Below are 24,447 nucleotides of genomic sequence, written 5' to 3'. Positions count from 1 at the left end.
CCCGGTAGCGCCGGGCCACGCCCGGCGACGCGGATCACACCAGCAACCGCACGCTCACCCCGGTAGCGCCGGGCCATGCCCGGCGACGCGGATCACACCAGCAACCGCACGCTCACCCTGGTAGCGCCGGGCCATGCCCGGCGACGCGGATCACACCAGCAACCGCACGCTCACCCCGGTAGCGCCGGGCCATGCCCGGCGACGCGGATCACACCAGCAACCGCACGCTCACCCTGGTAGCGCCGGGCCATGCCCGGCGACGCGGATCACACCAGCAACCGCACGCTCACCCGGTAGCGCCGGGCCATGCCCGGCGACGCGGCTCACACCAGCAGGCGTTCGACCAGTCGCTGGTACAGCCCCGGCAGTGCTTCCAGCTCGTCCACGCGCACGTTCTCATCCACCTGGTGGATGCTGGCGTTGACCGGGCCGACTTCGATGCACTGCGCGCCCAGGGGCGCGATGAAGCGCGCATCGGAGGTGCCACCACCGGTGCTCTCTTCCGGTGCGCGACCGGTGTGCTCGGCCAGCACCGCACGCGCCGCTGCACGCAACGTGCCTTCCGGGGTGTAGAACGGCTCGCCACTGCGGTGCCACTTCAGCGTGTACTGCAGGCCATGGCGGTCCAGCAGCGCAGTGATTTCCGCTTCCAGCTTCGCTGCATCCCAGTGCGGGTTGTAGCGGATGTTGAAATCCACCTCCAGCTCACCGGGAATCACGTTGTTGGCACCGGTGCCGGCATGGATGTTGGAGATCTGCAGGCTGGTCGACGGGAAGCTCTCATAGCCCTCGTCCCAGCGCCGTGCGCTCAGTTCGGCCAGCATCGGCGCGGCAAGATGAATCGGATTGCGCGCTTTGTCCGGGTAGGCCACGTGGCCCTGCACGCCCTGCACGCGCAGCTTGGCCGACAGGCTGCCGCGACGTCCCACGCGCAGCAGGTCACCCAGCGTGGCGGTGGAGGACGGCTCGCCGGTGATGCACCAGTCGATGCGCTGGCCACGCTCGGCGAACAGCCGCGCGACATGGCGCACACCATCGATCGCATCGCCTTCCTCATCGCTGGTCAGCAGCACCGCCAGCGTACCGGCGTGCTGCGGATGGGCCGCAACGAACTGTTCGGCAGCGATCACGAACGCGGCCACGCTGCCCTTCATGTCGGCGGTGCCGCGACCGTACAGCACGCCATCGCGGATCTGTGGCGCGAACGGATCGCTCTGCCACGCCTCGCGCGGGCCCGGCGGCACCACGTCGGTATGGCCCAGCAGGACCAGCACCGGCGCGCCGCTGCCGTGCGTGGCCCACAGGTTGTCGACCTCGCCCAGCCGCAGGTGCTCACAGGTGAAACCGGCCGCCTGCAGACGTTCACCAATCAGCGCCTGGCAACCGGCATCGTCCGGGGTCACCGACGGCCGTGCAATCAGATCGCAGGCCAGGTCGAGGACGGCGCTCACGCGCCGCCCACGCCGAAGCGCGCCTTGAAACCGTTGTCGCTGAAACCCTGGCTGACCTTGCCGTCGGCAGTCACCACCAGCGGCCGCTTGATCAACTGCGGGTACTCGCGCAGCAGCAGCTTCCATTCCGCCTCCGAATCGGCGGCCTTGCGGTTGTCCGGCAGCTGCCGCCAGGTGGTGGAGGACCGGTTGACCATCGCCGCCAGGCCACCCAGCTGGGCGGCCCACTCCAGCAGCGTTTCCGGGCTGGGTTTGTTGTCGCGGTAGTCGACGAAGGTGTACGGCACGCCGAAGCGGTCCAGCCACTTGGTCGCCTTCTTGCAGGTATCGCAGTTCTTCAGACCATGGACGGTGGTGCTCATGCGCGCGGCCCCGTCAGTCGGCCAGGCCGCGCAGCAGGTCGTTGACGCTGGTCTTGCTGCGGGTGCGGGCATCGACCTGCTTGACGATCACCGCGCAGTACAGCGAGTGGGTACCGTCCTTGCTCGGCAGCGAGCCGGACACCACCACGCTGTACGGCGGAATGTAGCCGTAGCTGATTTCGCCGGTGGCGCGGTTGTAGATGCGGGTGCTCTGGCTGAGGAACACACCCATTCCGATCACGCTGTGATGGCCGACGACCACGCCTTCCACCACTTCCGAACGCGCGCCGATGAAGCAATGGTCTTCGATGATGGTCGGGCTGGCCTGCAGCGGCTCGAGCACGCCACCGATGCCGGCACCACCGGACAGGTGGCAGTGCTGGCCGATCTGCGCGCAGGAACCGACGGTGGCCCAGGTGTCGACCATGGTGCCTTCGCCGACGTAGGCACCGATGTTGGTGAAGCTCGGCATCAGCACCACGTCCTTGCCGAAATACGTGCCGCGACGGGCGATCGCACCCGGCACCACGCGCACGCCGCCACGGCGGAACTTCGCCTCGTCATAGCCGGCAAAGCGCGATTCGACCTTGTCCCAGAACGGTGCCGGGCGTGCATCGACCACGGCCATGTCGTTGACGCGGAAATACAGCAGCACCGCCTTCTTCAGCCATTCGTTGACCTTCCAGCCACCATGGCCATCGGGTTCGGCGACGCGGAACTCGCCGCTTTCCAGGCCATCGATCACGCGGTTGACCAGCGGCCGGGTCGAGCCTTCCAGTTCGTGCAGGGTCAGCGTGGCGCGGCGCTCGAAGGCGCTTTCGATGCCGAACTTCAGTTCTTCCACGCCCGGCCCGGCCGGCTTGCGCAGCGACTTGCGCGCGATGTTCTCGGCGCGCGCAGCTTCGGCGGTCTTGGCCGGGACCTTCTTTGCCGGCGCCTTCTTCGCTGCAGCCTGTTTCGGCACGGCGGCCTTCTTCACCGCTGCGGTCTGGCCCGCCTTCGGCTGTCGTGCAGCTTTCTTCGCAGCCGGGGCGGCGGCAGGGGTCTTTCTTGCCGCTGCGCTCTTGGCAGTCGCGGCAGTCTTCTTTGCAGGCTTGGTGGCCATCAGGCGGGGTCTCCGGCGTTTCGATCAGGGTCCAGGCAGGCCAGCATTGCGTCATGCAGCTGCTGCCGGGCGGATTCAGTCAGGGGGAGGTCGTGTTCGTCACTGATCACGAAGGTGTCTTCGGCGCGTTCGCCGAATGTGGCAATGCGCGCGTCCTGCACGCGCAGTCCCTGGTTGCGCAGCACGAACGCCACGTCGGCCAGCAGGCCGGGGCGATCGGGGGCGACCAGGGCAAAACGGGTCGCGCCGGGTTCATCGCGGAACTCGATGCGCGGGGCGAAACGGAAGTGGCGCAGCTGGCGTGGCACCACCCGGCGCGAGGGACGCAGCCGCGCAAGGTCGCCACTGAGCGCCTCGCGCAGTGCCGCTTCCAGGTTGGCGCTGCTGCCATCGGCAAAGGTGTCGGCCGGGCTCACTTCAAAATTATCGAAAATCGTGTCGGCCGGACCATCCAGCACGCGCGCGCGGTGGATGCCGTAGCCCTTGCGGTCCAGGGTCATCACGATCGCGGCGAACAGGCCGTCACGGTCCGGCGAATGCACGAACACTTCCAGCGCCGGGTCGTCGACACTGATCCGGCGAACCTTCACCAGCGTCTGGCCCTGCTTGATCGGTATCAGCGCGGCAGCCTGCCAGGCCAACTGTTCCGGGCGCAGGCGGATGAAACCTTCGTCGGGCATCACCGCGAACTGGCGATCGATGGTGGCATCGTCGTAGCCCTGCTCGCGCACCAGCGCACGCACGCTGTCGCGCGCTTCGGCCACGCGCTCGGCGGCCGGCACCGGGTGCTCCAGGCCCTCGCGCAGCGCGCGGCGGGTAGCGAAATACAGATCGGCCAGCAGCCGGTCCTTCCACGCGTTCCACAGCTTCGGGCTGGTGCCGGCGATGTCGGCGCAGGTCAGCAGATACAGGTAATCCAGGCGGTCGCGGCTGCCGACCAGGGTCGCGAAACGATGGATCACGTCCGCATCGGCGATGTCCTGCTTCTGCGCGGTCACCGACATCCGCAGGTGCTGTTCGACCAGCCAGGCCACCAGTTCGGTATCCGAACCACTCAGCCCCTGCGCGTGGCAGAACGCCCGTGCATCGACCGCGCCCAGTTCGGAATGATCGCCGCCGCGCCCCTTGGCGATATCGTGGAACAGGCCGGCCAGCAGCAGCAGTTCCGGCTTGCGCAGGCGCGGCCAGACTTCGTGGGCGATGGAGAAACGTTCATCGGCGCGACTGCTGGCGAACAGACCCATGTTGCGCAGGACCATCAGCGTGTGCTGGTCCACGGTGTAGACATGGAACAGGTCGAACTGCATGCGCCCGCTGACCTGGGCGAATGCAGGAATCCACTGCCCGAGCACGCCCAGCCGCGCCATGCGCGAAAGCGTGTCGACCGGGCGCTGGCCACGCAGCAGGGCCATGAACTGTTCGCGCGCATCAGGGTCTGCCTGGTCATAGGCAGGCAGCAGCGGCAGCGATTCGGCCAGCGCGCGCGCAGTCAACGAATGCAGGCCACGGATCTGCGGATTGTTCGCCCAGCTGGCGAACAGCGCGAAGACCTGGCCGATGTCAGCATTCGGCCAGTCGGCATCGTTGGCCGCCAGGTAGCCACGGCGCAGCGCGAACCCCACCGTCAGCGGCTCGGGCTGTGCCTCGCCATCGAACTGTTCCTCAAAACGCTGCAGCAGACGATCGCTGATCCGCCGCACCACCGAAGCGGCGCGGTAGAAGCCCTGCATCATCTTCTCGACACCCAGGCTCTCGGCGTCGTCTTCAAAGCCCAGGCGCGCGGCCAGGGTCTTCTGGTAATCGAAGCGCAGGCGCTCTTCCGGGCGTCGCGCCACCAGGTGCAGGCCGAAGCGCAGCCGCGCCAGCACCGCACGTTCGCGCTTCAGCGCCGCGGCCTCGTCAGCGCCCAGGTGGCCCAGGCCGACCAGCGCTTCCAGATCGCGCACGCCAAACGCACGCAGCGCCATCCAGCCCAGCGTGTTGAGATCGCGCAGGCCGCCGGGGCCATCCTTCAGGTCCGGCTCCAGGTTGTCGGCGGTGTCGCCGAAACGCTGGTGGCGGTTGCGCAGTTCTTCCAGCTTGGCCAGGAAGAACGCACGCGGCGGCCACAGTTCGCGGTCATCCACTGCCGCACGCAGCGCACGCCGCGCCGCCTCATCGGCCATCAGCGGGCGCGCTTCGATCAACGCCGTCAGCACGGTCTGGTCGGCTGCAGCCTCGCTGCACTGCCCGGCCGAACGCACCGCGTGGCTGACCGCCAGGCCGCAATCCCACAGCAGCGCGAACAGGCGCGCGAGCGCCTGTTCATGGGCCAGCTGCGCCTGCGGATCGCCGAACACCAGCAGGTCGATGTCCGAGCGCGGGAACAGTTCACCGCGCCCATAGCCACCGACCGCAAACAGCGACAGGCCACTGTCGGCCGGCAGGCAGCGCTGCCACGCATGGCGGATCAGGTGATCGGCCGCGCGCGCGCGCAATGCCAGCAGGCGCTCGATGTTGTCGCCCTGGTCGAAGCGGCGGTACAGGCGCGTATCGGCCTGCTGCAGCGCATCGCGCGCGGCAGCAGCCCAGTCCGGGTCGTTGAGCGACGCGGCCGGCGTGTCCAGCAGCGAACTCGCCGGCAGCATCGTCAGGAGACCTGCGACTCGCCCGGCGACAGGGTCAACACGTCCACGCCGGTCTCGGTGACGGCGATCATGTGCTCCCACTGTGCAGACAGCTTGCGGTCCTTGGTCACCACGGTCCAGCCATCGGGCAGCACCTTGTTGTAGCGGGTGCCCTCGTTGATCATCGGCTCGATGGTGAAGGTCATGCCCGGCTGCAGCACCAGGCCCTGGCCCGGACGGCCGTAATGCACCACCTGCGGTTCATCGTGGTAGACCTTGCCGATGCCGTGGCCGCAGTATTCGCGCACCACGCTGAAACGCTCGCTCTCGGCATAGCTCTGGATCGCATGGCCGACGTCGCCCAGGGTCGCGCCCGGACGCACCGCGCGGATGCCGCGCCACATCGCTTCATAGGTGGCGTCCACCAGGCGCTTGGCCATCACCGACGGGGTGCCGACGAAGTACATGCGGCTGGTGTCGCCATGCCAGCCGTCCTTGATGACGGTGACGTCGATATTGATGATGTCGCCGTCCTTGAGGACCTTCCCTTCGCTGGGAATGCCGTGGCAGATGACATTGTTGACCGAGGTGCACACGGTCTTGGGGAAGCCGCGGTAGCCGACGTTGGCCGGAATGGCGCCCTGTACGTTCACGATGTGGTCGTGGCAGATGCGGTCCAGTTCCTCGGTCGTGACACCGGGCTTGACGTGGGGGGTGACGATGTCGAGCACTTCGCTGGCCAGGCGGCCGGCGATGCGCATCATCTCGATTTCCTGCGGGGTTTTGATATTCACGCTCATGGCTCCCATTATCGCCGATCCGGCCGCAATCTGAACGAACGCCACCCAACTGGCGATCCGGGCCATGCACGGATCCGGCAAGGAAGGTGAAAGCGTGATGGCCCACACCCTTTTGATCGCCTGTTTCTCACGGAATACAGACACTTGCGGTGCCTACGCTAGCCCCACTGTCGTCTGATCGGCGCCAAACGTGCCGACTTCGCGCTGTTCAACGGACCTTCGGGTCAGGGAGGTTGTCCATGCGATCCACCGTTCGTTTCCCCTGGGCCTGGGCCCTTGCCCTGCTGGCAGCCGGTCCGGCCATGGCTGCTGACACCACCACGTTCAACGTCACCCTGGTGGTCACCAAAGCCTGCACCATCACCGCAGCAGCGGCCACCAACGTCGACTTCGGCACGGCTGCATCCACCACCGCCACCCCGACCCTGGGCCAGGGCACGGTGACCGCGCAGTGCTCGGCACTGACCCCGTATACCATCGCCCTCAACGCCGGTGCCAATGCCGGCACGGCCAATGACGTCACCACGCGGCGGATGAAGAACACCAACGCGGCAGTGACGGCCAACAACTACGTGGGCTACCAGCTCTACCAGGATGCCGCACATACCCTGGTGTGGGGCGCCACCACGGGCACCAACACCCAGGCCGGTATCGGCACCGGCCTGGCAGTGCCCTACATCGTCTACGGCCAGATCCTCAACCTGAGCACGGCCAACGCTGCCACCGGCAACTACCTGGATACCGTCACCGCCACGATCACCTATTGATGGAGCACGCCCGCATGGCCGGATCCCGCCCGTGGCGCGCCACCGGCGTGGCGCTGCTCGCCTTCAGCCTGCTGCTCGGGGTCACCGGGGTTTCGGCGACCAGCCTGCAGGTCGCACCCACCAGCCTGCAGCTGGAGGCACGCCAGCGCGCCGGCGAACTGTGGTTGACCAACAGCGGCACCTCGCCGGTGAAGCTGCAGGTGCGGGTATTCCGTTGGGTGCAGCAGGACGGCAATGAACAGCTGCTGCCCACCGGGGATCTGCTGGCCACGCCACCGATGCAGGAACTGGCCGCCGGCCAGCAGCAGCTGGTGCGGGTCATCCGCGCCGTTGCCGAGGCACCGGCCGTGCAGCAGCACTACCGGCTGATCGTCGATGAGGTGCCCGACCTGGCCACGCGCAGCGAAGGCATGCAGTTCGTGCTGCGCTATTCGATCCCGGTGTTCGTGCAGCCCGGTCCAGGCAGCCGCCTGGCCCCGCAGCTGCACGCCCGCCTGGTGCGGCTGGACGACGGGCGCAAAGGCGTGGAAGTAGGCAATACCGGCAACAGCTACGCGCAGATCGCCGACCTTGCCCTCGGCAGCGCCGAGCGCCCGCGCATCGTCCACCCGGGCCTGCTGGGCTACGTACTGCCCGGCCAGATCATGCGCTGGCCACTGGGGCGCACGGCGATCGACGCCGACAACGACCAGATCACGGCAAAGCTCAATGGCGAGTCGGAACAGACGCCGCTGCCGCCGCCACCGGCTCGCTGAGGCGCTGATGAGCGCAGCGCTCGGTGCGGCCCTGTCCCCGGCGGCTCACGCAGCCGATGTCTCCGGGGTCTCCGCCGATGCCCTGCTGCCGCCCCCGACCACGCTCACGGCCAACCAGACGCTGTACCTGGACGTGACCCTCAACAGCACGCCACGCGGCCTGCTGCCCTTCACCTACAATCGCGGTCGCCTGCAGGCCAGCCCCGAGATCCTGCGCCAGCTCGGCTTCAACGCCAGCGGTGAGGCCCCGGTCCATCTGGACCAGATCAGCGGCGCGGTGGTGCGCTATGACGCGCAGCTGCAGACCCTCGCCCTGGACGTGCCACTGGACCAGTTGACCCTGCCCACCACCGTGATCAGCCGACCGCAGGTCCACGCTCCCCGCGGCAGCGCCTCGCCCGGCGTCCTGCTCAATTACGACCTGTATGGCAGCCGCGTCGACAGCCTCGGCAACCTGACCCTGAGCGCTGAGCTGCGGGTGTTCGGCATAGGGGCCGGCGCCTTCGAGAACACCGCGGTCAGCCGCCGCTACCAGACCGGCGAGCGCCACTGGCGCAGCGAAAGCGTACGCCTGGATACGCGCTGGACGCTGGACTTCCCGGACAAGGCGCTGACCCTGGAGGTGGGCGATTTCTACAGCGGCTTTGTCGACTGGAGCCGGCCGGTCCGCCTGGGCGGCATCCACATCGGCCGCAATTACGGGCTGCAGCCGTATCGCGTTCTTACCCCGACTCCGGCCTTCCTCGGCCAGGCGGTGGTGCCATCGACGGTCGAGCTGTATGTGGATGGCCTGCGCCAGTACAGCGGCCAGGTACCGGTCGGGCCGTTCCAGCTGGCGGCGCAACCAGGCATCAGCGGTACCGGCAGCGCGCAGGTGGTGGTCACCGATGCCTTCGGCCGCATGCAGACCCTGGATTTCAGTTTCTACGGCACCCAGCAGCTGCTGGCCAAGGGCCTGTCGGACTGGTCGCTCGGCGTCGGCCAGCTGCGCGAGCAGTTCGGCGAACGCTCCTTCGCCTACGACGACCGTACCGTGGCAAGCGCCAGCTGGCGCGGCGGCGTCAGCGACACATTCACCGGCGAAGCACACGCCGAGGGCGGCGGCGGCCTGGCCCAGGCCGGCGTGGGTGGCTGGTGGCTGCTGGGCGGCGCCGGCGTGCTCAATGCCGCCTATGCCCGCAGCCGCTACCAGGGCCTGCAGGGCGGACAGTGGGCGCTGGGGTACAGCTGGAACAACCGGCGCTTCAATTTCAACCTGCGCAGCGTGCGCAGCCACGGTGACTACCGCGACCTGGGCGCGCTGCAGGCCAACCTGCCGCCCAGCATCAGCGAGCAGGCCACGGTCGGCCTGGACCTGCTGCGCCTGGGCACGCTCAGCGCCAGCTATCTGCGGCTGCGCTACCCCGATGGCGATGACAACCGTTATGCCAGCCTGTTCTGGTCACGCAGCTGGAGCCCGCGCTGGTCGGCCTACCTGTCGGTCAACCAGAACCTGGACGACAGTGATGAGCGCAGCGTCTACCTGTCGCTGACCGCAAGCCTGGGCAACAACCGCCAGGCCAGCCTGTCCAGCCAGCGCAACGGCGACAGCCAGAGCTGGGTTGCCGATGTCACCCAGCCGGTGCCGGGCGACGGCAGCGCAGGTGGTATCGGTTGGCGCGCACAGGTCCGCCACGGCGACGGCGGCAGCGGCGGCCTGGCCGAAGTCGGCATCCTCAACGATGTCGGCCGCTATGCCTTCGGTGCCTCCCGCCAGGCGGGCCTCAACCATGCCTATGGCAGCGCGAGCGGCAGCCTGGTGTGGATGGCCGGGCACACCTTCGCCGCCCGCGAAGTCGCCGATGCCTTCGCGGTGGTCAGCACCAATGGCATCGGCGGTGTGCCGGTGCGGCTTGAGAACCGCCTGATCGGTGCCACCGACGAGCGGGGCCTGCTGCTGATCAGCCCGCTGCTGTCCTGGCAGCGCAACCGCGTCTCCATCGATACCCTGGACCTGCCTGCGGACATGCGCGCCGATCGCATCGAAGACTGGGTGACACCCCGCCAGCGCGCCGGTACCCGGGTGACCTTCAACCTGCGCTCGCGGCCTTCGCTGACCCTCACCCTGCAGGACATGGCAGGCCAGCCGCTGGAAGCCGGCAGCGAGGTGCAGCTGCCGGATGGCCGCCAGGCGTCGGTCGGCTACGACGGCCTGCTGTACCTGGAAGACGTGGCCGCTGGAACCGTGCTGTACATCACCACCAGCCGTGGCCAGTGCCGTGCGCGGGTACCGGCGTCGTCACAGGTGGTCGCCGCCGGAGCGCGGCCGCGCCCGGCCCCGCTGCAATGTGTGCCGGAGGTGGCGCCATGAGCCTGCGCCTGCTGCTGGCGGGCGTGCTGCTGCTTGCATGCCTGGTGCCCAGCCTGCCGGCCCGCGCCGCGGCAGTATGCACGGCAACCGCAGACGCCCTGCTGCCGTTCGGCAACGTCAACAGCGGTGCGGCCGGCCCGACCTCGGGCACCCTGAACATCACCGTGACCTGCACCACCGCCGCGCTGAGCCTGCTCGCCACCACCGGCGTGCGCGTCTGCGTGGGCATCGGCAGCGGCAGTGGCGGCAGCACCACCACGCCGTGGCGAACGATGGTCAACGGCAGCGGCGATACACTCAATTTCCAGCTCTACAACACCTCCAACTACAGCCAGGTGACCGGCCTGACCCCGCGCGGCGTACCGCCGGCGCAGGAGCTGACCATGACCTACAACGTGCCCCTGCTGACCGGCGGCAGCGGCGCGCAGAGCGTGCAGTTGTACGCGCAGATCCCGGCCAACCAGGTGCTGGCATCGGGCAGCTACAGCAGCACCTTCAGCGGCGCGAACGTGGTGCTGACCTGGGCCTGGAACGAGGTACTGCTGGGCAACGCCAGCGTGCCGGCCAACTGCAACGGCGGCGCGACCGGCACCAACAGCAGCAGTGCCGCCTTCGCCTTCAACACGACCGCCACCGTGCTGCCGCAATGCGGCAGCTATCTCACCACCACCATGAATTTCGGCAACGTCACCGGCGGCATTCCCGCCAACATCGACCAGACCGCTACCCTGACGCTGACCTGCCTCAAGCGCACCGCCTACCAGGTCGGCCTGAACAACGGTCAGAACAACCCGGCCCTGACCACCACCCGGCGCATGCGCACCACCATCGGCGGCAACAGCTATTACCTGACCTACGAGCTGTACCGGGATGCTGCGCGCAGCCAGCGCTGGGGCAATACGCTCACCGTGGACACCTTCAGCGGCGTTGGCACCGGCAGCGCGCAGACACTGAACATATTCGGGCGTGTGCCCCCCGTGGCCGGACAGCCGCCGGCGGGCACCTACAACGACCTGGTGCAGGTGACGATCACCTACTGAGCGGAGCTCGTTCTACAGAATCCCCCCTGTCGGCCGATACCGCGCATCAAGTCGACAACACGGTGGATCACAGGTGGTTCGGGGAGTACTGATCTGGGCGATGACCATCGCCAGCACGGCAGCCTGGGCAGAACCGGTACCTGCTCCGCTGCAGATCCGCCTGGTCGTGGTTGAAGGCTGCGCCGGTACTCACGGCGCCCCACGCTGCCCGGTGCCGCAGCAGCACAACGATGGCGGTCACCTGCCGCCCCAGGTCCGGGAACTGGCCCCGCCTGCGCAGGACGAACAGGGGCATTCGCTGCCCGAACCGCCCACCACTTACTACTGATGCGCCGGCTGCTGCTTCTGCTGGCCGCCGTGCTGCCACTTCCCGCGCAGGCGCAGGCGCTGGAGCTGGTGCCGACCACCCTGCACCTGCCGGCCGCGCAGGGGCGGACCGAGCTGTGGCTGCGCAATCCCGGCCCCGGCCCGTGGCGCGGGCAGCTGCAGGTCTGGGCGTGGGACCAGCAACAGGATGCAGAACACCTGCAGCGCAGTGGGCAGGTACTGGCCAGCCCGACCCTGCTGGACCTGCCTGCCGGCGCGCGCCAGCGCGTGTGGTTGCTGCCTGCCTCTTCCGCGCCGGTGGCCGCCGAACAGGCGTTCCGTATCATCCTGGCACCGGACGACGCCGGCATGCCGCGCTATTCGCTGCCGTTGTTCCGTGGCGAACTTGCCTCCCCGGCGCGGCCCCGCCTGCAGGTGGAGGTGGTGCCTGGCGGATCTCAGCCAATACTGCGACTGCACAACAGCGGCGCCCGGCACGCACGCCTGAGCGACCTGAGCTATGAGCCGGCGGATGGCCAGCGCAGCCTGCTGCTGCCCGGCCTTGCCGGCTACGTGCTCGCAGCCAGGCGACGACAGTGGCCATTGCCGCCGCGCGCCGATGGCTATGCAGGCGGCCGCTTCCGCGCCCGCCTGCAGGACGGCACAGATGTGATTCTGACCCCAACGGTGCCCGCAATTGCGGCGAGCCAGTCAAGCGGGCTATAATTGCCCGGATGTCCTGCCGCCCTGTGCGCGGGACGCCGTCCACACCGGACGTCATCGGTGAATCCACACCTGCTGCCCCCATCCGTGCCGGGGTGCTCCGCAAGGAGTTCGGCCACGGAGGCAACAGGGAAGCCCAACCCCGGAACCATCAGCGCTTCCACGCGTCCCGCACACCTATCCCGCGGGCGGAATCGCCGGTTCCCCATCAGGAGTTCTGCAATGCCCCAGGTCACCATGCGTCAGATGCTGGAAGCCGGCGTCCACTTCGGCCACCAGACCCGCTACTGGAACCCGAAAATGGCTCCGTACATCTTCGGCGCCCGCGGCAAGATCCACATCATCAACCTGGAAAAGACCGTCCCGCTGTTCAACGACGCGATGAATTTCATTTCGTCGGTTGCCCAGAAGCGCGGCACCATCCTGTTCCTGGGCACCAAGCGCAGCGCGCGTGAGTCCATCCGCGAAGAAGCCGAGCGTTGCGGCATGCCGTTCATGAACCAGCGTTGGCTGGGCGGCACCCTGACCAACTTCCGTACCGTCAAGCAGTCGGTTGCCCGCCTGAAGGAACTGGAAGCCGGTGAAACCGACGGCACCTTCGAGAAGCTGGTCAAGCACGAAGTGCTGGGCCTGCGTCGCGAGCGCGACAAGCTGGAAGCCTCGCTGGGCGGCATCAAGGACATGAACCGTCTGCCGGACGCGATCTTCGTCATCGATATCGGCCACGAAGACATCGCCATCAAGGAAGCCAAGAAGCTCGGCATCCCGGTGATCGCTGTCGTCGATACCAACTACAACCCGGAACTGGTGGATTACGCGATCCCGGGCAACGACGACGCCATCCGTGCCGTGCAGCTGTACGCGCGCGCCGCTGCTGACGCCGTGCTGGAAGGCAAGGCTGCTGCACCGCACGCTGCCACCGTCCGTGAAGAAGAGTTCGCCGACGCTCCGGCCGAAGAAGCCAAGCCGGCCCGCCGCGCTCCGGCCAAGAAGGCTGCTGCCGACAAGGGCGAAGCCCAGGCCTGATCCAGGCCCTGGTGAGCGCCACGCGCCCACCTTTCCTGTCCGCTGCCGATGGCGCGACGACAGGAGACTGTCACACGGGCCGGCCACCATGCCGGCCCAACCCCTTTCTTTCGTGAGGTAATCCCGTGGAAATCACTGCTTCCCTGGTCAAGGAACTGCGCGAGCGCACCGGCGCCGGCATGATGGAATGCAAGAAGGCGCTCACCGAGGCTGGCGGCAACATCGACGCCGCTGCTGAAGCGCTGCGCAAGTCCGGCGCTGCCAAGGCCGACAAGAAGGCTGACCGCGTGGCCGCCGAAGGTCGCCTGGGCCTGGCCCAGGACGGCGGCAAGGCCGTGCTGGTCGAGATCAACTCGGAAACCGACTTCGTCGCCAACGACATCAACTTCAAGAACTTCGTCGATTCCGTCGCCGCTGCCGCCCTGGCATCGGGCGCCGCCGACGTGGAAGTGCTGAAGTCGGCCAAGCTGCCGAGCGGCCAGACCGTCGAAGAAGCCCGCGCGACCGCCGTGCAGACCCTGGGTGAGAACATCCAGATCCGTCGCCTGGTCAAGCTGGACACCACCGGCAACGTCGGTTCCTACGTCCACACCAACGGCAAGGTCGGCGTGCTGGTCGACCTGATCGGCGGCGACGCCGAGCTGGCTCGCGGCCTGGCCATGCACGTGGCTGCGCTGAAGCCGCCGCACAACAAGGCTGCCGATGTGCCGGCCGAGTTCGTGGAAAAGGAAAAGGAAATCGAACTGGCCAAGATGTCCGAGAAGGACAAGTCAAAGCCGGCCGACATCCTGGAAAAGATCATCAGCGGCAAGATCAACAAGATCGTCAGCGAAGTGACCCTGTACGGCCAGAGCTACGTGCTGGACGGCGACAAGACCGTCGAGCAGGTGGTCAAGGCTGCCGGCGCCGACGTGGCTGGCTTCCAGCTGCTGGTCGTTGGCGAAGGCATCGAGAAGGTGGTGGAAGACTACGCCGCCGAAGTTGCCAAGGCGATGCAGGTCTGATTCCAGCCTCACGGCTGCAATGAAACCAGAAGGAGCCGCGGGAAACCGCGGCTCCTTTTTTATGCCGGTGGGCCTGTGGGTGCCCTTCACCTGTGGGTGGCCGAATCTGTGGGTGCGCACCGTTGGTGCGCACACCGACACCTTTGCGTTGCAAGCGAATCAAGCCGATACTCGGCACAGGGAACCTGCAGTCACATAACAGGAACGAAAGTCGCAGACTGTGATGCATTCCTAGGTATTCTTGTCCTAATGGAATTGAACGACCCGACATGCCTCCCGAGCTGACAGCTGCCCTGGCGCTTTGCCGCAACCTCCCTTCGCCGCCCGGTATTGCCCTGCGCATCATCGAACTGGCCCAGGACCCGGAAGCGGACATCGCAACCGCTGCGGACATCATCGCCATCGACATGGCGCTGAGTGCCCGCATGCTGCGTATCGCCAATTCACCGCTGTATGCCAGCCGGCGCCGGATCGAGAACCTCGGCCAGGCGCTGACCATGCTCGGGCTGAACGCCACGATCAGCCTCGCTCTGGGCTTCACTGTCACCCAGGGCCTGACCGGCAACGGCGGCGCCGACCATGACCTGCGCCAACGCGCCTGGAAGCGCAGCATTCTCAGCGCACTGGCCGCCAGCCAGCTCGGCCAGGCGCGCGGCCTGCGCCGCCTGGAAGAACTGATGCTGGCCGGGCTGCTGCAGGACATGGGAGTGCTGTGCCTGGCCCAGGCCGAATCCGACCGCTACCTGCCGCTGCTGCGTGAAGCGCGCGACAACCCCGACCTGATCGCGCGCGAGCGCCAGGAACTGGGCTGCAGCCACGCCGACGTCGGCGCATGGGTGGCCGAGGAGTGGGGCCTGCCGCGCTACCTGGTGGACAGCATCCGCCACAGCGAAGACGAGGGCACCGCCGAGAATCCGTTCCAGGCCTGCGTGCAGCTGTCTGGGGCCGTTGCCGACATCTGGCTGGATGAAGACGCCGATGCCGCACGCGAACGCGCCCTGCAGCAGGTCCATGACCACTTGCAGATGGACAGCGCCCGCTTCGACCAGGTGCTGGCGCGGATCAGCGAAGCGCTGCCCGACATCGCCAGCCTGTTCGAGAACGGCCTGAACTCGCCGGCACGGGTGCGTGAGCTGATCGACCACGCCCAGGAGCTGGCCACCCTGCGCAATCTGCGCGAACTGCAGGATGCCGACCAGGCCCGGCGCCGCGCCGATGAATTCGAGGCCCGCGCCAAGCGACTGGCCGACCAGGCCCATCGCGATGCCTTGACCGGTGTCCTCAACCGCCGCCAGCTCGAAGCCGTGCTTGAAGAGGAATTCCTGCGCGCCGGCCGCCATGGTTGGCCGCTGTCGGTGGCCTTCATCGACCTGGATGACTTCAAGAAGATCAACGATGCGCACGGCCACCTGACCGGCGACGAGGTGCTGCGCGCCTTTGCCGGCAAACTGCAGGGGCAGCTGCGCAACAGCGACACCGTGGCCCGTTTCGGCGGAGAGGAGTTTGTCGCACTGCTGCCCAATACCAGCGAATCGGTGGCCCTGGACGTGATCCGCCGGGTGCTGGCGAACATCGTCGCCACCCCGATGGCGGAACTGGAAGGTGGCCCGCTGTTCATCACCTTCTCGGCCGGCGTGGCCACCCAGGGCGGCTACGAGCGCTTTGCCGGCGTGCAGGACCTGCTGCGCGCGGCAGATGACGTGCTCTACCGCTCCAAGAACCTGGGCCGCAACCGGGTCATCGCACGCTCTCCCGGCGAACTGGGGCATCATGAACTGTCTGCCACTGCTGGCGCCGAGCTGGGCTGAATGGTACGCCCCGGATGGACGGGGCATACCGGTATTTTGCGCCGCAGTGCACAAAACGCTTTGGCCACGCGCCGCTTGCGCGTAGAATCGCCCGCGATTTCCACGCACCCGAGGTCCCTATGTCCAAGCTCGCCTATCGCCGCATCCTGTTGAAACTTTCCGGGGAGGCGCTGATGGGAGATGAGGACTACGGCATCGACCCCAAGATCATCAACCGCCTGGCCCGTGAAGTCGTCGAAGCCCAGCAGGCCGGCGCCGAAGTCGCCCTGGTCATCGGCGGTGGCAACATCTTCCGCGGCGCGGGCCTGGCCGCTGGCGGCATGGACCGGGTCACCGGCGACCAGATGGGCATGCTGGCCACGGTCATCAACGCGCTGGCCATGCAGGATGCGCTGGAAAAAGTGGGCGCCAAGGCCCGCGTGATGAGCGCGATCAAGATCAACGACGTGTGCGAGGACTACATCCGCCGCCGCGCCATCCGCCATCTGGAAAAGGGCCGCCTGGTGATCTTTGCCGCTGGCGTGGGCAGCCCGTTCTTCACCACCGACTCCGGCGCGGCCCTGCGCGCGATCGAGATCGGCGCCGACCTGCTGCTGAAGGCAACCAAGGTCGATGGCGTGTACGACAAGGATCCGAACAAGTACAGCGACGCTGTCCGCTTCGACAGCCTGAGCTACGACGAAGTGATCCGCCGCGGCCTGGAAGTGATGGATACCGCCGCCTTCGCCCTGGCGCGCGACAGCGACCTGCCGATGCGCGTGTTCGACATGGGCCAGCCCGGCGAACTGCTGAAGATCCTGCACGGCGAGAACATCGGCACCCTCGTGCAGGGCCGCGACCCGGCCTGAGACTGAGCGCAAGGCGACCTCCGGGCCGATTCAGGCCCGGCGGCGTCCCGTATTCGCCTATAATCGCCCGATTCCAGTTACATCCAGGACCCTGGCGATGCTCAACGACATCAAGAACAACGCGCAGACGCGCATGGCCAAGAGCATCGACGCTCTTAAGCACACCCTCACCTCGATCCGCACCGGTCGCGCCACGCCGGCCCTGCTGGACCGTGTCACGGTCAATGCTTACGGCAACGCCAGCACCCCGCTGAACCAGGTTGCGTCGATCTCCAACGCCGATGCCCACTCCCTGCTGGTCACGCCCTTCGACAAGAGCATGATCAAGGAGATCGAAAAGGGCCTGTACAACATCGAGCTGACCCCGAACACCATCGGCACCTCGATCCGCGTCAACCTGCCGCCGCCGACCGAAGAGCGCCGCAAGGAACTGGCCAAGCAGGTCCAGAAGGAAGGCGAAGGCGCCAAGATCGCCATCCGCAACATCCGCCAGGACGCGAACAAGGAGATCGCCAAGCTGCTGAAGGACAAGGCGATCAGCGAAGACGACAAGAAGCGCGGCGAAGACGATATCCAGAAGCTGACCGACAGCAACATCAAGGATGTCGATAAAGTCGTCGCCGACAAGGAAAAGGAACTGATGTCGGTCTGAAGTCGATGCCTTCAGTCCCGCCTCCCCTGCCGGCCGCCCTGCCGCGCCACGTTGCCATCATCATGGATGGCAATGGGCGTTGGGCACAGCTGCGCCGCCGACCCCGCGTGATCGGCCATCGCGCCGGTGCGCGTGCGGTCAACCGCACCATCGAACGCTGCCTGGAACTGGGTATCCCGGCGCTGACCCTGTTCGCGTTCTCCAGCGAGAACTGGGGCCGGCCGCAGGACGAAGTCGATGCCTTGATGAAGCTGTTCCTGGGCGCGCTCGACCGCGAAGTGGATGAGCTGCATCGGCGTGGCGTACGCGTGCGCTTCATCGGCGAACGCGAGCGCTTCGGCGCCGGACTGGTCAGCCGCATGCAGCTGGCCGAACAGCGCACCGCCGACAACAGCGCCCTGACCCTGTCGATCGCCGCCAGCTATGGTGGCCGCCAGGACATCGCCCGTGCCGCACGCGCACTGGCCGCTGAAGTGGCCGCCGGCCGCCTGCTGCCCGAGCAGATCGACGAATCCCTGCTGGGGCGACAGGTGGCGCTGGCCGACCTGCCGCCACCGGACCTGTTCATCCGCACCGGCGGTGATACCCGCATCAGCAACTTCCTGCTGTGGCAGCTGGCGTATACCGAGCTGTGGTTCACCGAAGCACTGTGGCCGGATTTCGATGCCGCGCAGCTGCAGCTGGCGCTGGATGCCTACGCCAGCCGCGAGCGCCGCTTCGGCCTGACCAGCGCCCAGATCGCCGCCCTGGCCACCGAGACGTCCAGCCCATGACCAAGACCCGAGTCCTCGCCGCGCTGATCATGGCGCCGGTCGCCATTGCGGCGATCCTGTTGCTGCCGACACAATGGCTGGCCGCCGCGGCCGCAGCCGTGCTGCTGATCGGCCTGTGGGAGTGGCTGAAGCTGGCCGATGTCGAAGACACCCTCGCCCGCACCGTGCTGCTGGTCCTCAACCTGGTGCTGATGGTGCTGCTGGTGTGGGCCGATGCCGGCACCCTGGTGCTGTTCCAGATCGCGACCCTGGTGGGCGTGGCCTGGTGGCTGGGCGCGCTGGTGTGGCTGCGCTTCTTCAACTTCGGCGCACAGCCCGGCAGCCCGGCGCGCATCCTCAAGCTGCTGGCCGGCACCCTGGCCATCGTGCCGGCGTGGGCCGCACTGGTACTGATCCATGCCGGCGGCGACCCGCCCGGCTATCAGGGCCACCTGTGGCTGCTGGCCGCGCTGGCGCTGGTCTGGGCCGCTGATTCGGGTGCCTACTTTGCTGGCCGTCACTTCGGCAAGCACAAGCTGGCACCGCGGATCAGCCCGAACAAGACCTGGGAAGGCCTGGTCGGCGGGCTGATCGCCGGCGTTGCGGTGGCCGTCGGCCTGGGCTGGCTGGCTGGCATCGATGCGGCGCACCTGCCTGGCCTGCTGGTCACCGCGGTGGTGGCCGTATTCGCCTCGGTACTGGGCGACCTGTTCGAAAGCCTGATCAAGCGCCACGCCGGCGCCAAGGATTCAGGCCACCTGATCCCCGGCCACGGCGGCGTGCTCGACCGCGTCGACGGCGTGCTGGCGGCCATCCCGGTGTTCGCACTGGGCAAGGAAATCTTCGGGTTCTGACCATGGAAGCTGCTGCAGACCTGCGCCGGGTCGCCGTGTTCGGCGCCACCGGCTCGATTGGTGCCTCTACGCTTGACGTGATCGCCCGCCATCCCCTGCGGTACCAGGCCACCGTGCTCGCCGCCGGCCGCCAGGTACAGGCGCTGCTGGCCCTGTGCCGGCAGCACCGGCCCGCGCATGCGGTGATCGCCGATGAAACCCTGTATGCCGAACTGCGCGACGGCCTGCGCGACGCGGGCCTGGCCACCCAGGCCCACGCCGGCCATGCCGCGCTGGACCAGCTGGCGGCCAGCGACGCCTGCGACACCGTGGTTGCCGCGATCGTCGGCGCCGCCGGCCTGTCCTCGACCCTGGCCGCCGCTGCGGCAGGCAAGCGCATCCTGCTGGCCAACAAGGAATCGCTGGTATTGGCCGGCGAACTGCTGACCCGCACCGCCGAACGTGCCGGCGCCGAGATCATCCCGATCGACAGCGAGCACAGCGCGATCTTCCAGTGCCTGCGCTCACGTGATGCCAGCCTCGACGGTGCCGGCGTGCGCCGCATCCTGCTGACCGCCTCCGGTGGCCCCTTCCGCGGGCGCAGCCGCGCCGAACTGCAGCAGGTCACCCCGGCCCAGGCCGTGGCGCATCCGAAATGGTCGATGGGGCCGAAGATCTCGGTCGATTCGGCGACGTTGATGAACAAGGGCCTGGAAGTGATCGAGGCCCACCATCTGTTCGGCATTCCCGGCGAGCGCATCGAGGTGCTGGTGCACCCGCAGAGCCTGGTGCATTCGCTGGTCGAGTTCGTTGACGGCTCCACGCTGGCGCAGATGGGCCTGCCGGACATGCGCACCACGCTTGCCGTGGGCCTGGGCTGGCCGCAACGGATCGAGTCGGGCGTGTCCGGGCTGGACCTGCTCACCCAGGGCCGGCTGGATTTCGAGGCCCCCGACAGCGACGCCTTCCCCTGCCTGGCCCTGGCATGGCAGGCGATGCGCGCCGGTGGCACTGCCCCGGCGGTGCTGAACGCTGCCAACGAAGAGGCTGTTTCAGCGTTTCTTCAGGGCCGCATAGGCTTCCTGACCATTCCTGCGCTGGTTGCTAACGCTCTTTCAACACTGCCGACCGAACCAGCCGATACACTTGAGGTTCTGTTGTCCGCCGACCTGCGGGCCCGCCAGCTGACCCTGAACGCCATCGCCGCCAACTGAACAGCGCACCCATCCCGTATGACGCCGCCGCCCGTGTCCGCCAATGTGAACCTGCATGACTGACTTCATCGGATCGGTCTGGTGGATGATCGTCAGCCTCGGGCTGCTGGTCACCTTCCACGAATTCGGGCATTACTGGGTCGGCCGGCTGTGCGGGGTCAAGGTGCTGCGCTTCTCGGTCGGCTTTGGCCGTCCGCTGTGGTCGCGCCGCGACCGCCATGGCACCGAGTTCGCCATTGCCGCCATCCCGCTGGGTGGTTATGTGAAATTCCTCGACGAACGCGAGGTCGAGGTCCACCCGCATGAGCGCGGCCAGGCCTTCAACCACAAGACCGTATGGCAGCGCATCGCCATCGTCGCGGCCGGCCCGATCGCCAACCTGCTGCTGTGCATCCTGCTGCTATGGGCGATGTTCGTGATCGGCAAGCAGGACTATTCGGCCACCGTCGGCCGCGCAACCGGCATGGCTGCCACGGCCGGGCTCGGCAGTGGTGACCGCCTGCTGCGCGTGGACGGCCGCGATGTGATCACTCTGGGAGAGGCCAGCATGGCCCTTACCGCCGCAGCGATGGACCGTCGCGATGTGACCCTGGAGGTGCTCGACCCCGCGGACCAGCTGCGCTCACGCACCCTGCCGCTGTCGCAGCTGCCGGCCGGCTTCGATGAACGCCGGGTTCCGATCCTGGCCGGCGTGTACTGGCGTGCGTGGCTGCAGCCGCCGCTGGTGGACACCATCGTGAAGGGTTCGGCCGCAGAGGGCCACCTGCAGACCGGCGATCTGATCGTGGCGATCGACGGCCAGCGCATCGACAGCGTCGAGCAGGCCATCAGCGAAGTGGGCAGCCTCGGTCGCCGCGGTGGCCCGGCGATGATCGAAGTGCTGCGTGGCGGCGAGCGCCTGGCGCTGGAGATCACCCCCCGCCAGGGCAAGGACGGCAAGGGCCAGCCCACCTGGCAGATCGGCGCGGGCTTTGCCGAGCGCTACAGCCCCGCCTACGACACCCTGCTCAAGTTCGGCCCTCTGCAGTCGGTCACCGTAGCGGTGCGTGAAACCGGCAGGATGGCCGCCGACTCATTGGCCATGATGGGCCGGATCGTGACCGGCAAAGCCTCGCTGCAGAACGTTTCCGGCCCGGTCACCATTGCCCGGGTCGCCAATATTTCGGCCAAACGTGGCGTGGACTGGTTCATCCAGTTCCTCGCCCTGCTGTCGCTGAGCCTGTGCATCATCAACCTGCTGCCGATCCCCATCTTGGACGGCGGCCACCTGCTGTATTACCTTATCGAGTTGGTCAAGGGCAGCCCGCTGAGCGAGCGTGCCGTCGCCGCCGGCCAATACATCGGCCTGGCGTTGCTGGCCGGGCTGATGGGATTGGCGTTCTACAACGACATCCTCGGCCTGGTCCCGCGATGAACTTTTCCATGTTTTTGCCGTCTACAGCGTCGGCATCCCTTACCAATGCAATCGACCTTCCTACCGGACGTGACATGACGCGACTCCCCAATCGCCGCCTGCTGGCCCTCGCCCTCGCCGCCGTCACCGGCGCTCCCGCCCTGGCCCAGGCAGCCGAGCCCTTCACTGTCAGCGACATCCGCGTCGACGGCCTGCAGCGCATCAGCTCCGGTACGGTGTTCACCTACCTGCCGGTCGAGCGTGGCGAGACGGTCACCGACAGCAAGGTCGGCGAGACCATCCGCGCCCTGTACAAGACCGGCTTCTTCGAAGACGTGCAGCTGGATCGCCAGGGCAGCATCCTGGTGGTGACCGTCAAGGAACGTCCGGCGATCAACAAGCTGACCGTCACCGGCAACAAGGACATCAAGTCCGACCAGCTGCTCAAGGGCCTGTCGGACATCGGCCTGACCGAAGGCGGCACCTTCGATCGCCTGAGTCTGGATCGGGTGACCCAGGAACTTCGCCGCCAGTACAACGATCGTGGCAAGTACACCGTCGACATCACCCCGACGGTGAGCCCGCTTGACCGCAACCGCGTCGACATCGCCATCGCCATCAAGGAAGGCAAGGCAGCCAAGATCCGCCACGTCAACATCGTCGGCACCGAGAAGTTCGAGAGCAAGGACATCCTGGAATACTGGGAGTCCAAGGAGCACAACTGGGCGTCGTGGTACCGCCGTGACGACCAGTACTCCAAGGAAAAGCTGTCCGGCGACCTGGAAAAGCTCAACTCCTGGTACCTGGACCGCGGCTATGTCGACTTCAGCATCGACTCGACGCAGGTGTCGATCAGCCCCGACAAGCGCGACATGTTCATCACCGCCGGCGTGACCGAAGGTGACCAGTACAAGATCTCCGAGATCAAGGTCAGCGGCGATACGATCCTGCCGCAGGAAGACGTCGAGCGCATGGTCGTGCAGAAGTCCGGCGACACGTTCTCGCGTGCCCTGCTGGAATTCAGCTCCGACGCGATCACCAACTCGCTGTCCAACATCGGTTACGCCTTCGCCAAGGTGAACCCGATTCCGACCACCAACCGCGCCGAGCAGACTGTAGCGGTGAACATGCAGGTCGTGCCGGGCCCGCGCGTGACGGTCCGCCGCATCATCTTCAAGGGCAATACCCGCACCTCCGACGAGGTGATGCGCCGCGAAATGCGCCAGTTCGAGAACAGCTGGTACTCGCAGGCGGCGATCGACCGTTCCAAGATCCGCCTGCAGCGCCTGGGCTACTTCGAGGCGGTGGAAGTGGAGACCCCGGCTGTCAGCGGCAGCAACGACCAGGTCGACGTCGTCTACAACGTCAAGGAAACCACCTCGGGCAGCTTCGTGTTCGGTTTGGGCTATTCGCAGTCCTACGGCATGACCACCTCGGTGCAGCTGTCGCAGAACAACTTCCTGGGTGGCGGCAACCGCGTGTCGGTCGAAGCTTCGCGCAGCAGCTACCTGCAGCGCTACGGCTTCAGCTACACCAACCCGTACTTCACCGATGACGGCGTTTCGCTGGGCTACAACCTGTCCTGGCGCGAGCTGGACTACTCCGACTTCAATACCGCGCAGTACAACAGCACCAACGGTTCGGCGCAGGTGGTGTTCGGCGTACCGATCACCGAGACCGACACCGTTTCGCTGATGTTCGGCATCGACAGCAACCAGATCACCACCTACGCGGGCTCGACCCCGAAGTCGATCATCGATTACATCGATGCCGTCGGCAGCCGCACCTTCCATGCGTGGCGCACCGAGCTGGGCTGGGCCCGCGACTCGCGCAACGACTACTTCATGCCGACCCGCGGTACCTACCAGCGCGTGGGCCTGGAAACCACCCTGCCCGGTTCGACCATCGAGTACTACAAGCTGAACTACCAGATCAGCAAGTACTGGCCGATCATCCCCTCGCTGGTGATCAACACCCGCGCCGAAATCGGCTACGGCGATGCCTACGGCAACGACAAGACCCGCGTGATCGACAACGGCGACGGTACCACCCGTACCGTCACTGCGTCGGGCCTGCCGTTCTACGAGAACTTCTACGCCGGTGGCACCAACTCGGTGCGTGGCTTCGAGGACAACACCCTCGGCCCGCGCGAAGTCACCAGCGGTTACCCGGACGGCCAGCCGCTGGGTGGTTCGCTGAAGACCGTCGGTTCGGTCGAAGCCTACTTCCCGCGCCTGTTCGACAGCCCGTCGGCCCGTGTGTCGGCCTTCGTGGACTTCGGCAACGTCTACAACGGCACCGACAACTTCAAGGCCAACGAGCTGCGCGTCTCCACCGGTGTGGCCCTGCTGTGGCGCGCCCCGGTCGGCCCGATCTCGATCAGCTATGCGTTCCCGCTGAAGAAGAAGGACGGCGACGAGATCGAACGTCTGCAATTTACGTTTGGTGGCCAGTTCTAACTGGCCCCCAAACGTTCCCACGGTTTGCGATGCAAACCGCGGGGCCTATCCTGCTCCCTATCCCCCGCGCCGTTGGCGCGCCCCCCTTAACAAAGGGGGGCTCTCCACCAGACGGGTCTTGAATCGCCGGGCATTGCCCGGCGTTTTCGTTATTGAAGCGCACGCTGACGCGCGGTGAGCCGAGTATGGCCCG

The 24,447-nt window shown here is 67.0% G+C and carries 21 protein-coding genes; 16 read left to right on the top strand and 5 right to left on the bottom strand.

Annotated elements, in window-relative coordinates; translation table 11 throughout:
* Nucleotides 1–323: 323 nt before the first annotated feature.
* From dapE to map, 5 genes are read right to left on the bottom strand one after another with little or no spacing between them, the layout of a single operon-like run.
* Nucleotides 324–1,451: a succinyl-diaminopimelate desuccinylase gene (gene dapE / locus LMF57_RS06510; RefSeq protein ID WP_229291120.1), complete on the bottom strand. Its 1,128-nt coding sequence runs from the start codon at nt 1,449–1,451 to the stop codon at nt 324–326.
* Nucleotides 1,448–1,813: an arsenate reductase gene (locus tag LMF57_RS06505; protein ID WP_080149330.1), complete on the bottom strand. Its 366-nt coding sequence runs from the start codon at nt 1,811–1,813 to the stop codon at nt 1,448–1,450. Before LMF57_RS06505 ends, dapE begins: the two co-directional genes overlap by 4 nt.
* A 13-nt stretch (nt 1,814–1,826) precedes the next feature.
* Nucleotides 1,827–2,918, bottom strand: a complete 1,092-nt coding sequence (gene dapD, locus LMF57_RS06500; RefSeq protein ID WP_229291119.1) for a 2,3,4,5-tetrahydropyridine-2,6-dicarboxylate N-succinyltransferase — start codon at nt 2,916–2,918, stop codon at nt 1,827–1,829.
* On the bottom strand, nt 2,918–5,545 hold the full coding sequence (locus LMF57_RS06495; protein ID WP_117309912.1) for a [protein-PII] uridylyltransferase: 2,628 nt from the start codon (nt 5,543–5,545) through the stop codon (nt 2,918–2,920). Before LMF57_RS06495 ends, dapD begins: the two co-directional genes overlap by 1 nt.
* Nucleotides 5,546–5,547: 2 nt before the next feature.
* Complete coding sequence (gene map / locus LMF57_RS06490) at nt 5,548–6,324, bottom strand: type I methionyl aminopeptidase (protein ID WP_205420742.1); 777 nt, start codon at nt 6,322–6,324, stop codon at nt 5,548–5,550.
* Between the two features lie 239 nt (nt 6,325–6,563).
* Here map and LMF57_RS06485 point away from each other — a divergent pair, with 239 nt between their 5' ends.
* The 16 genes from LMF57_RS06485 (at nt 6,564) to bamA (ending at nt 24,254) form a co-directional block, all read left to right on the top strand.
* Entirely contained in the window at nt 6,564–7,091 is a 528-nt protein-coding gene (locus LMF57_RS06485; protein WP_117309911.1) for a spore coat U domain-containing protein, read from the top strand.
* Nucleotides 7,091–7,846 (top strand): molecular chaperone, encoded by a 756-nt coding sequence (locus LMF57_RS06480; protein WP_117309910.1) that lies wholly within the window; start codon nt 7,091–7,093, stop codon nt 7,844–7,846. The genes LMF57_RS06485 and LMF57_RS06480 overlap by 1 nt, the downstream gene beginning before the upstream one ends.
* A gap of 7 nt (nt 7,847–7,853) precedes the next feature.
* Nucleotides 7,854–10,196: a fimbria/pilus outer membrane usher protein gene (locus LMF57_RS06475; protein WP_229291118.1), complete on the top strand. Its 2,343-nt coding sequence runs from the start codon at nt 7,854–7,856 to the stop codon at nt 10,194–10,196.
* 2 nt (nt 10,197–10,198) lie between these two features.
* The gene (locus tag LMF57_RS06470) at nt 10,199–11,236 is read left to right on the top strand and encodes a spore coat protein U domain-containing protein (RefSeq protein WP_324255965.1); all 1,038 of its coding nucleotides are present in this window, start codon (nt 10,199–10,201) and stop codon (nt 11,234–11,236) included.
* 100 nt (nt 11,237–11,336) lie between these two features.
* Nucleotides 11,337–11,564: a hypothetical protein gene (locus LMF57_RS06465; protein ID WP_208082250.1), complete on the top strand. Its 228-nt coding sequence runs from the start codon at nt 11,337–11,339 to the stop codon at nt 11,562–11,564.
* Nucleotides 11,564–12,268 (top strand): fimbria/pilus periplasmic chaperone, encoded by a 705-nt coding sequence (locus tag LMF57_RS06460; RefSeq protein ID WP_229291116.1) that lies wholly within the window; start codon nt 11,564–11,566, stop codon nt 12,266–12,268. Before LMF57_RS06465 ends, LMF57_RS06460 begins: the two co-directional genes overlap by 1 nt.
* Before the next feature lie 219 nt (nt 12,269–12,487).
* Complete coding sequence (rpsB, locus tag LMF57_RS06455) at nt 12,488–13,291, top strand: 30S ribosomal protein S2 (protein ID WP_229291115.1); 804 nt, start codon at nt 12,488–12,490, stop codon at nt 13,289–13,291.
* A 125-nt stretch (nt 13,292–13,416) separates the two neighbouring features.
* Nucleotides 13,417–14,295 carry a translation elongation factor Ts gene (tsf, locus tag LMF57_RS06450; protein ID WP_117309905.1) on the top strand — a complete coding sequence of 293 codons (879 nt, stop codon included), beginning with the start codon at nt 13,417–13,419 and terminating at the stop codon, nt 14,293–14,295.
* A gap of 269 nt (nt 14,296–14,564) precedes the next feature.
* A complete protein-coding gene (locus tag LMF57_RS06445) occupies nt 14,565–16,103 on the top strand; it encodes a GGDEF domain-containing protein (protein WP_117309904.1) in 1,539 nt (512 codons plus the stop codon).
* Nucleotides 16,104–16,222: 119 nt separating this feature from the next.
* Nucleotides 16,223–16,951, top strand: coding sequence for a UMP kinase (gene pyrH / locus LMF57_RS06440; protein ID WP_025877663.1), 729 nt, complete (start codon nt 16,223–16,225; stop codon nt 16,949–16,951).
* 97 nt (nt 16,952–17,048) lie between these two features.
* On the top strand, nt 17,049–17,603 hold the full coding sequence (gene frr, locus LMF57_RS06435) for a ribosome recycling factor (protein WP_049465365.1): 555 nt from the start codon (nt 17,049–17,051) through the stop codon (nt 17,601–17,603).
* A 5-nt stretch (nt 17,604–17,608) separates the two neighbouring features.
* Nucleotides 17,609–18,376 (top strand): polyprenyl diphosphate synthase, encoded by a 768-nt coding sequence (gene uppS, locus LMF57_RS06430; RefSeq protein WP_208082249.1) that lies wholly within the window; start codon nt 17,609–17,611, stop codon nt 18,374–18,376.
* Entirely contained in the window at nt 18,373–19,209 is an 837-nt protein-coding gene (locus LMF57_RS06425; RefSeq protein ID WP_229291114.1) for a phosphatidate cytidylyltransferase, read from the top strand. The genes uppS and LMF57_RS06425 overlap by 4 nt, the downstream gene beginning before the upstream one ends.
* Nucleotides 19,210–19,211: 2 nt before the next feature.
* Nucleotides 19,212–20,402 (top strand): 1-deoxy-D-xylulose-5-phosphate reductoisomerase, encoded by a 1,191-nt coding sequence (dxr, locus tag LMF57_RS06420; RefSeq protein ID WP_229291113.1) that lies wholly within the window; start codon nt 19,212–19,214, stop codon nt 20,400–20,402.
* A gap of 55 nt (nt 20,403–20,457) precedes the next feature.
* Nucleotides 20,458–21,816 (top strand): RIP metalloprotease RseP, encoded by a 1,359-nt coding sequence (gene rseP / locus LMF57_RS06415; RefSeq protein WP_117309900.1) that lies wholly within the window; start codon nt 20,458–20,460, stop codon nt 21,814–21,816.
* Between the two features lie 74 nt (nt 21,817–21,890).
* A complete protein-coding gene (bamA, locus tag LMF57_RS06410) occupies nt 21,891–24,254 on the top strand; it encodes an outer membrane protein assembly factor BamA (RefSeq protein ID WP_117309899.1) in 2,364 nt (787 codons plus the stop codon).
* Nucleotides 24,255–24,447 lie beyond the last annotated feature (193 nt).

It is taken from the genome of Stenotrophomonas sp. SI-NJAU-1, assembly GCF_020883215.1.
Classification (GTDB): domain Bacteria; phylum Pseudomonadota; class Gammaproteobacteria; order Xanthomonadales; family Xanthomonadaceae; genus Stenotrophomonas; species Stenotrophomonas indicatrix.
Note: the sequence above shows the minus strand (reverse complement) of the source record. Positions and strands in the feature narration are given on the sequence as shown.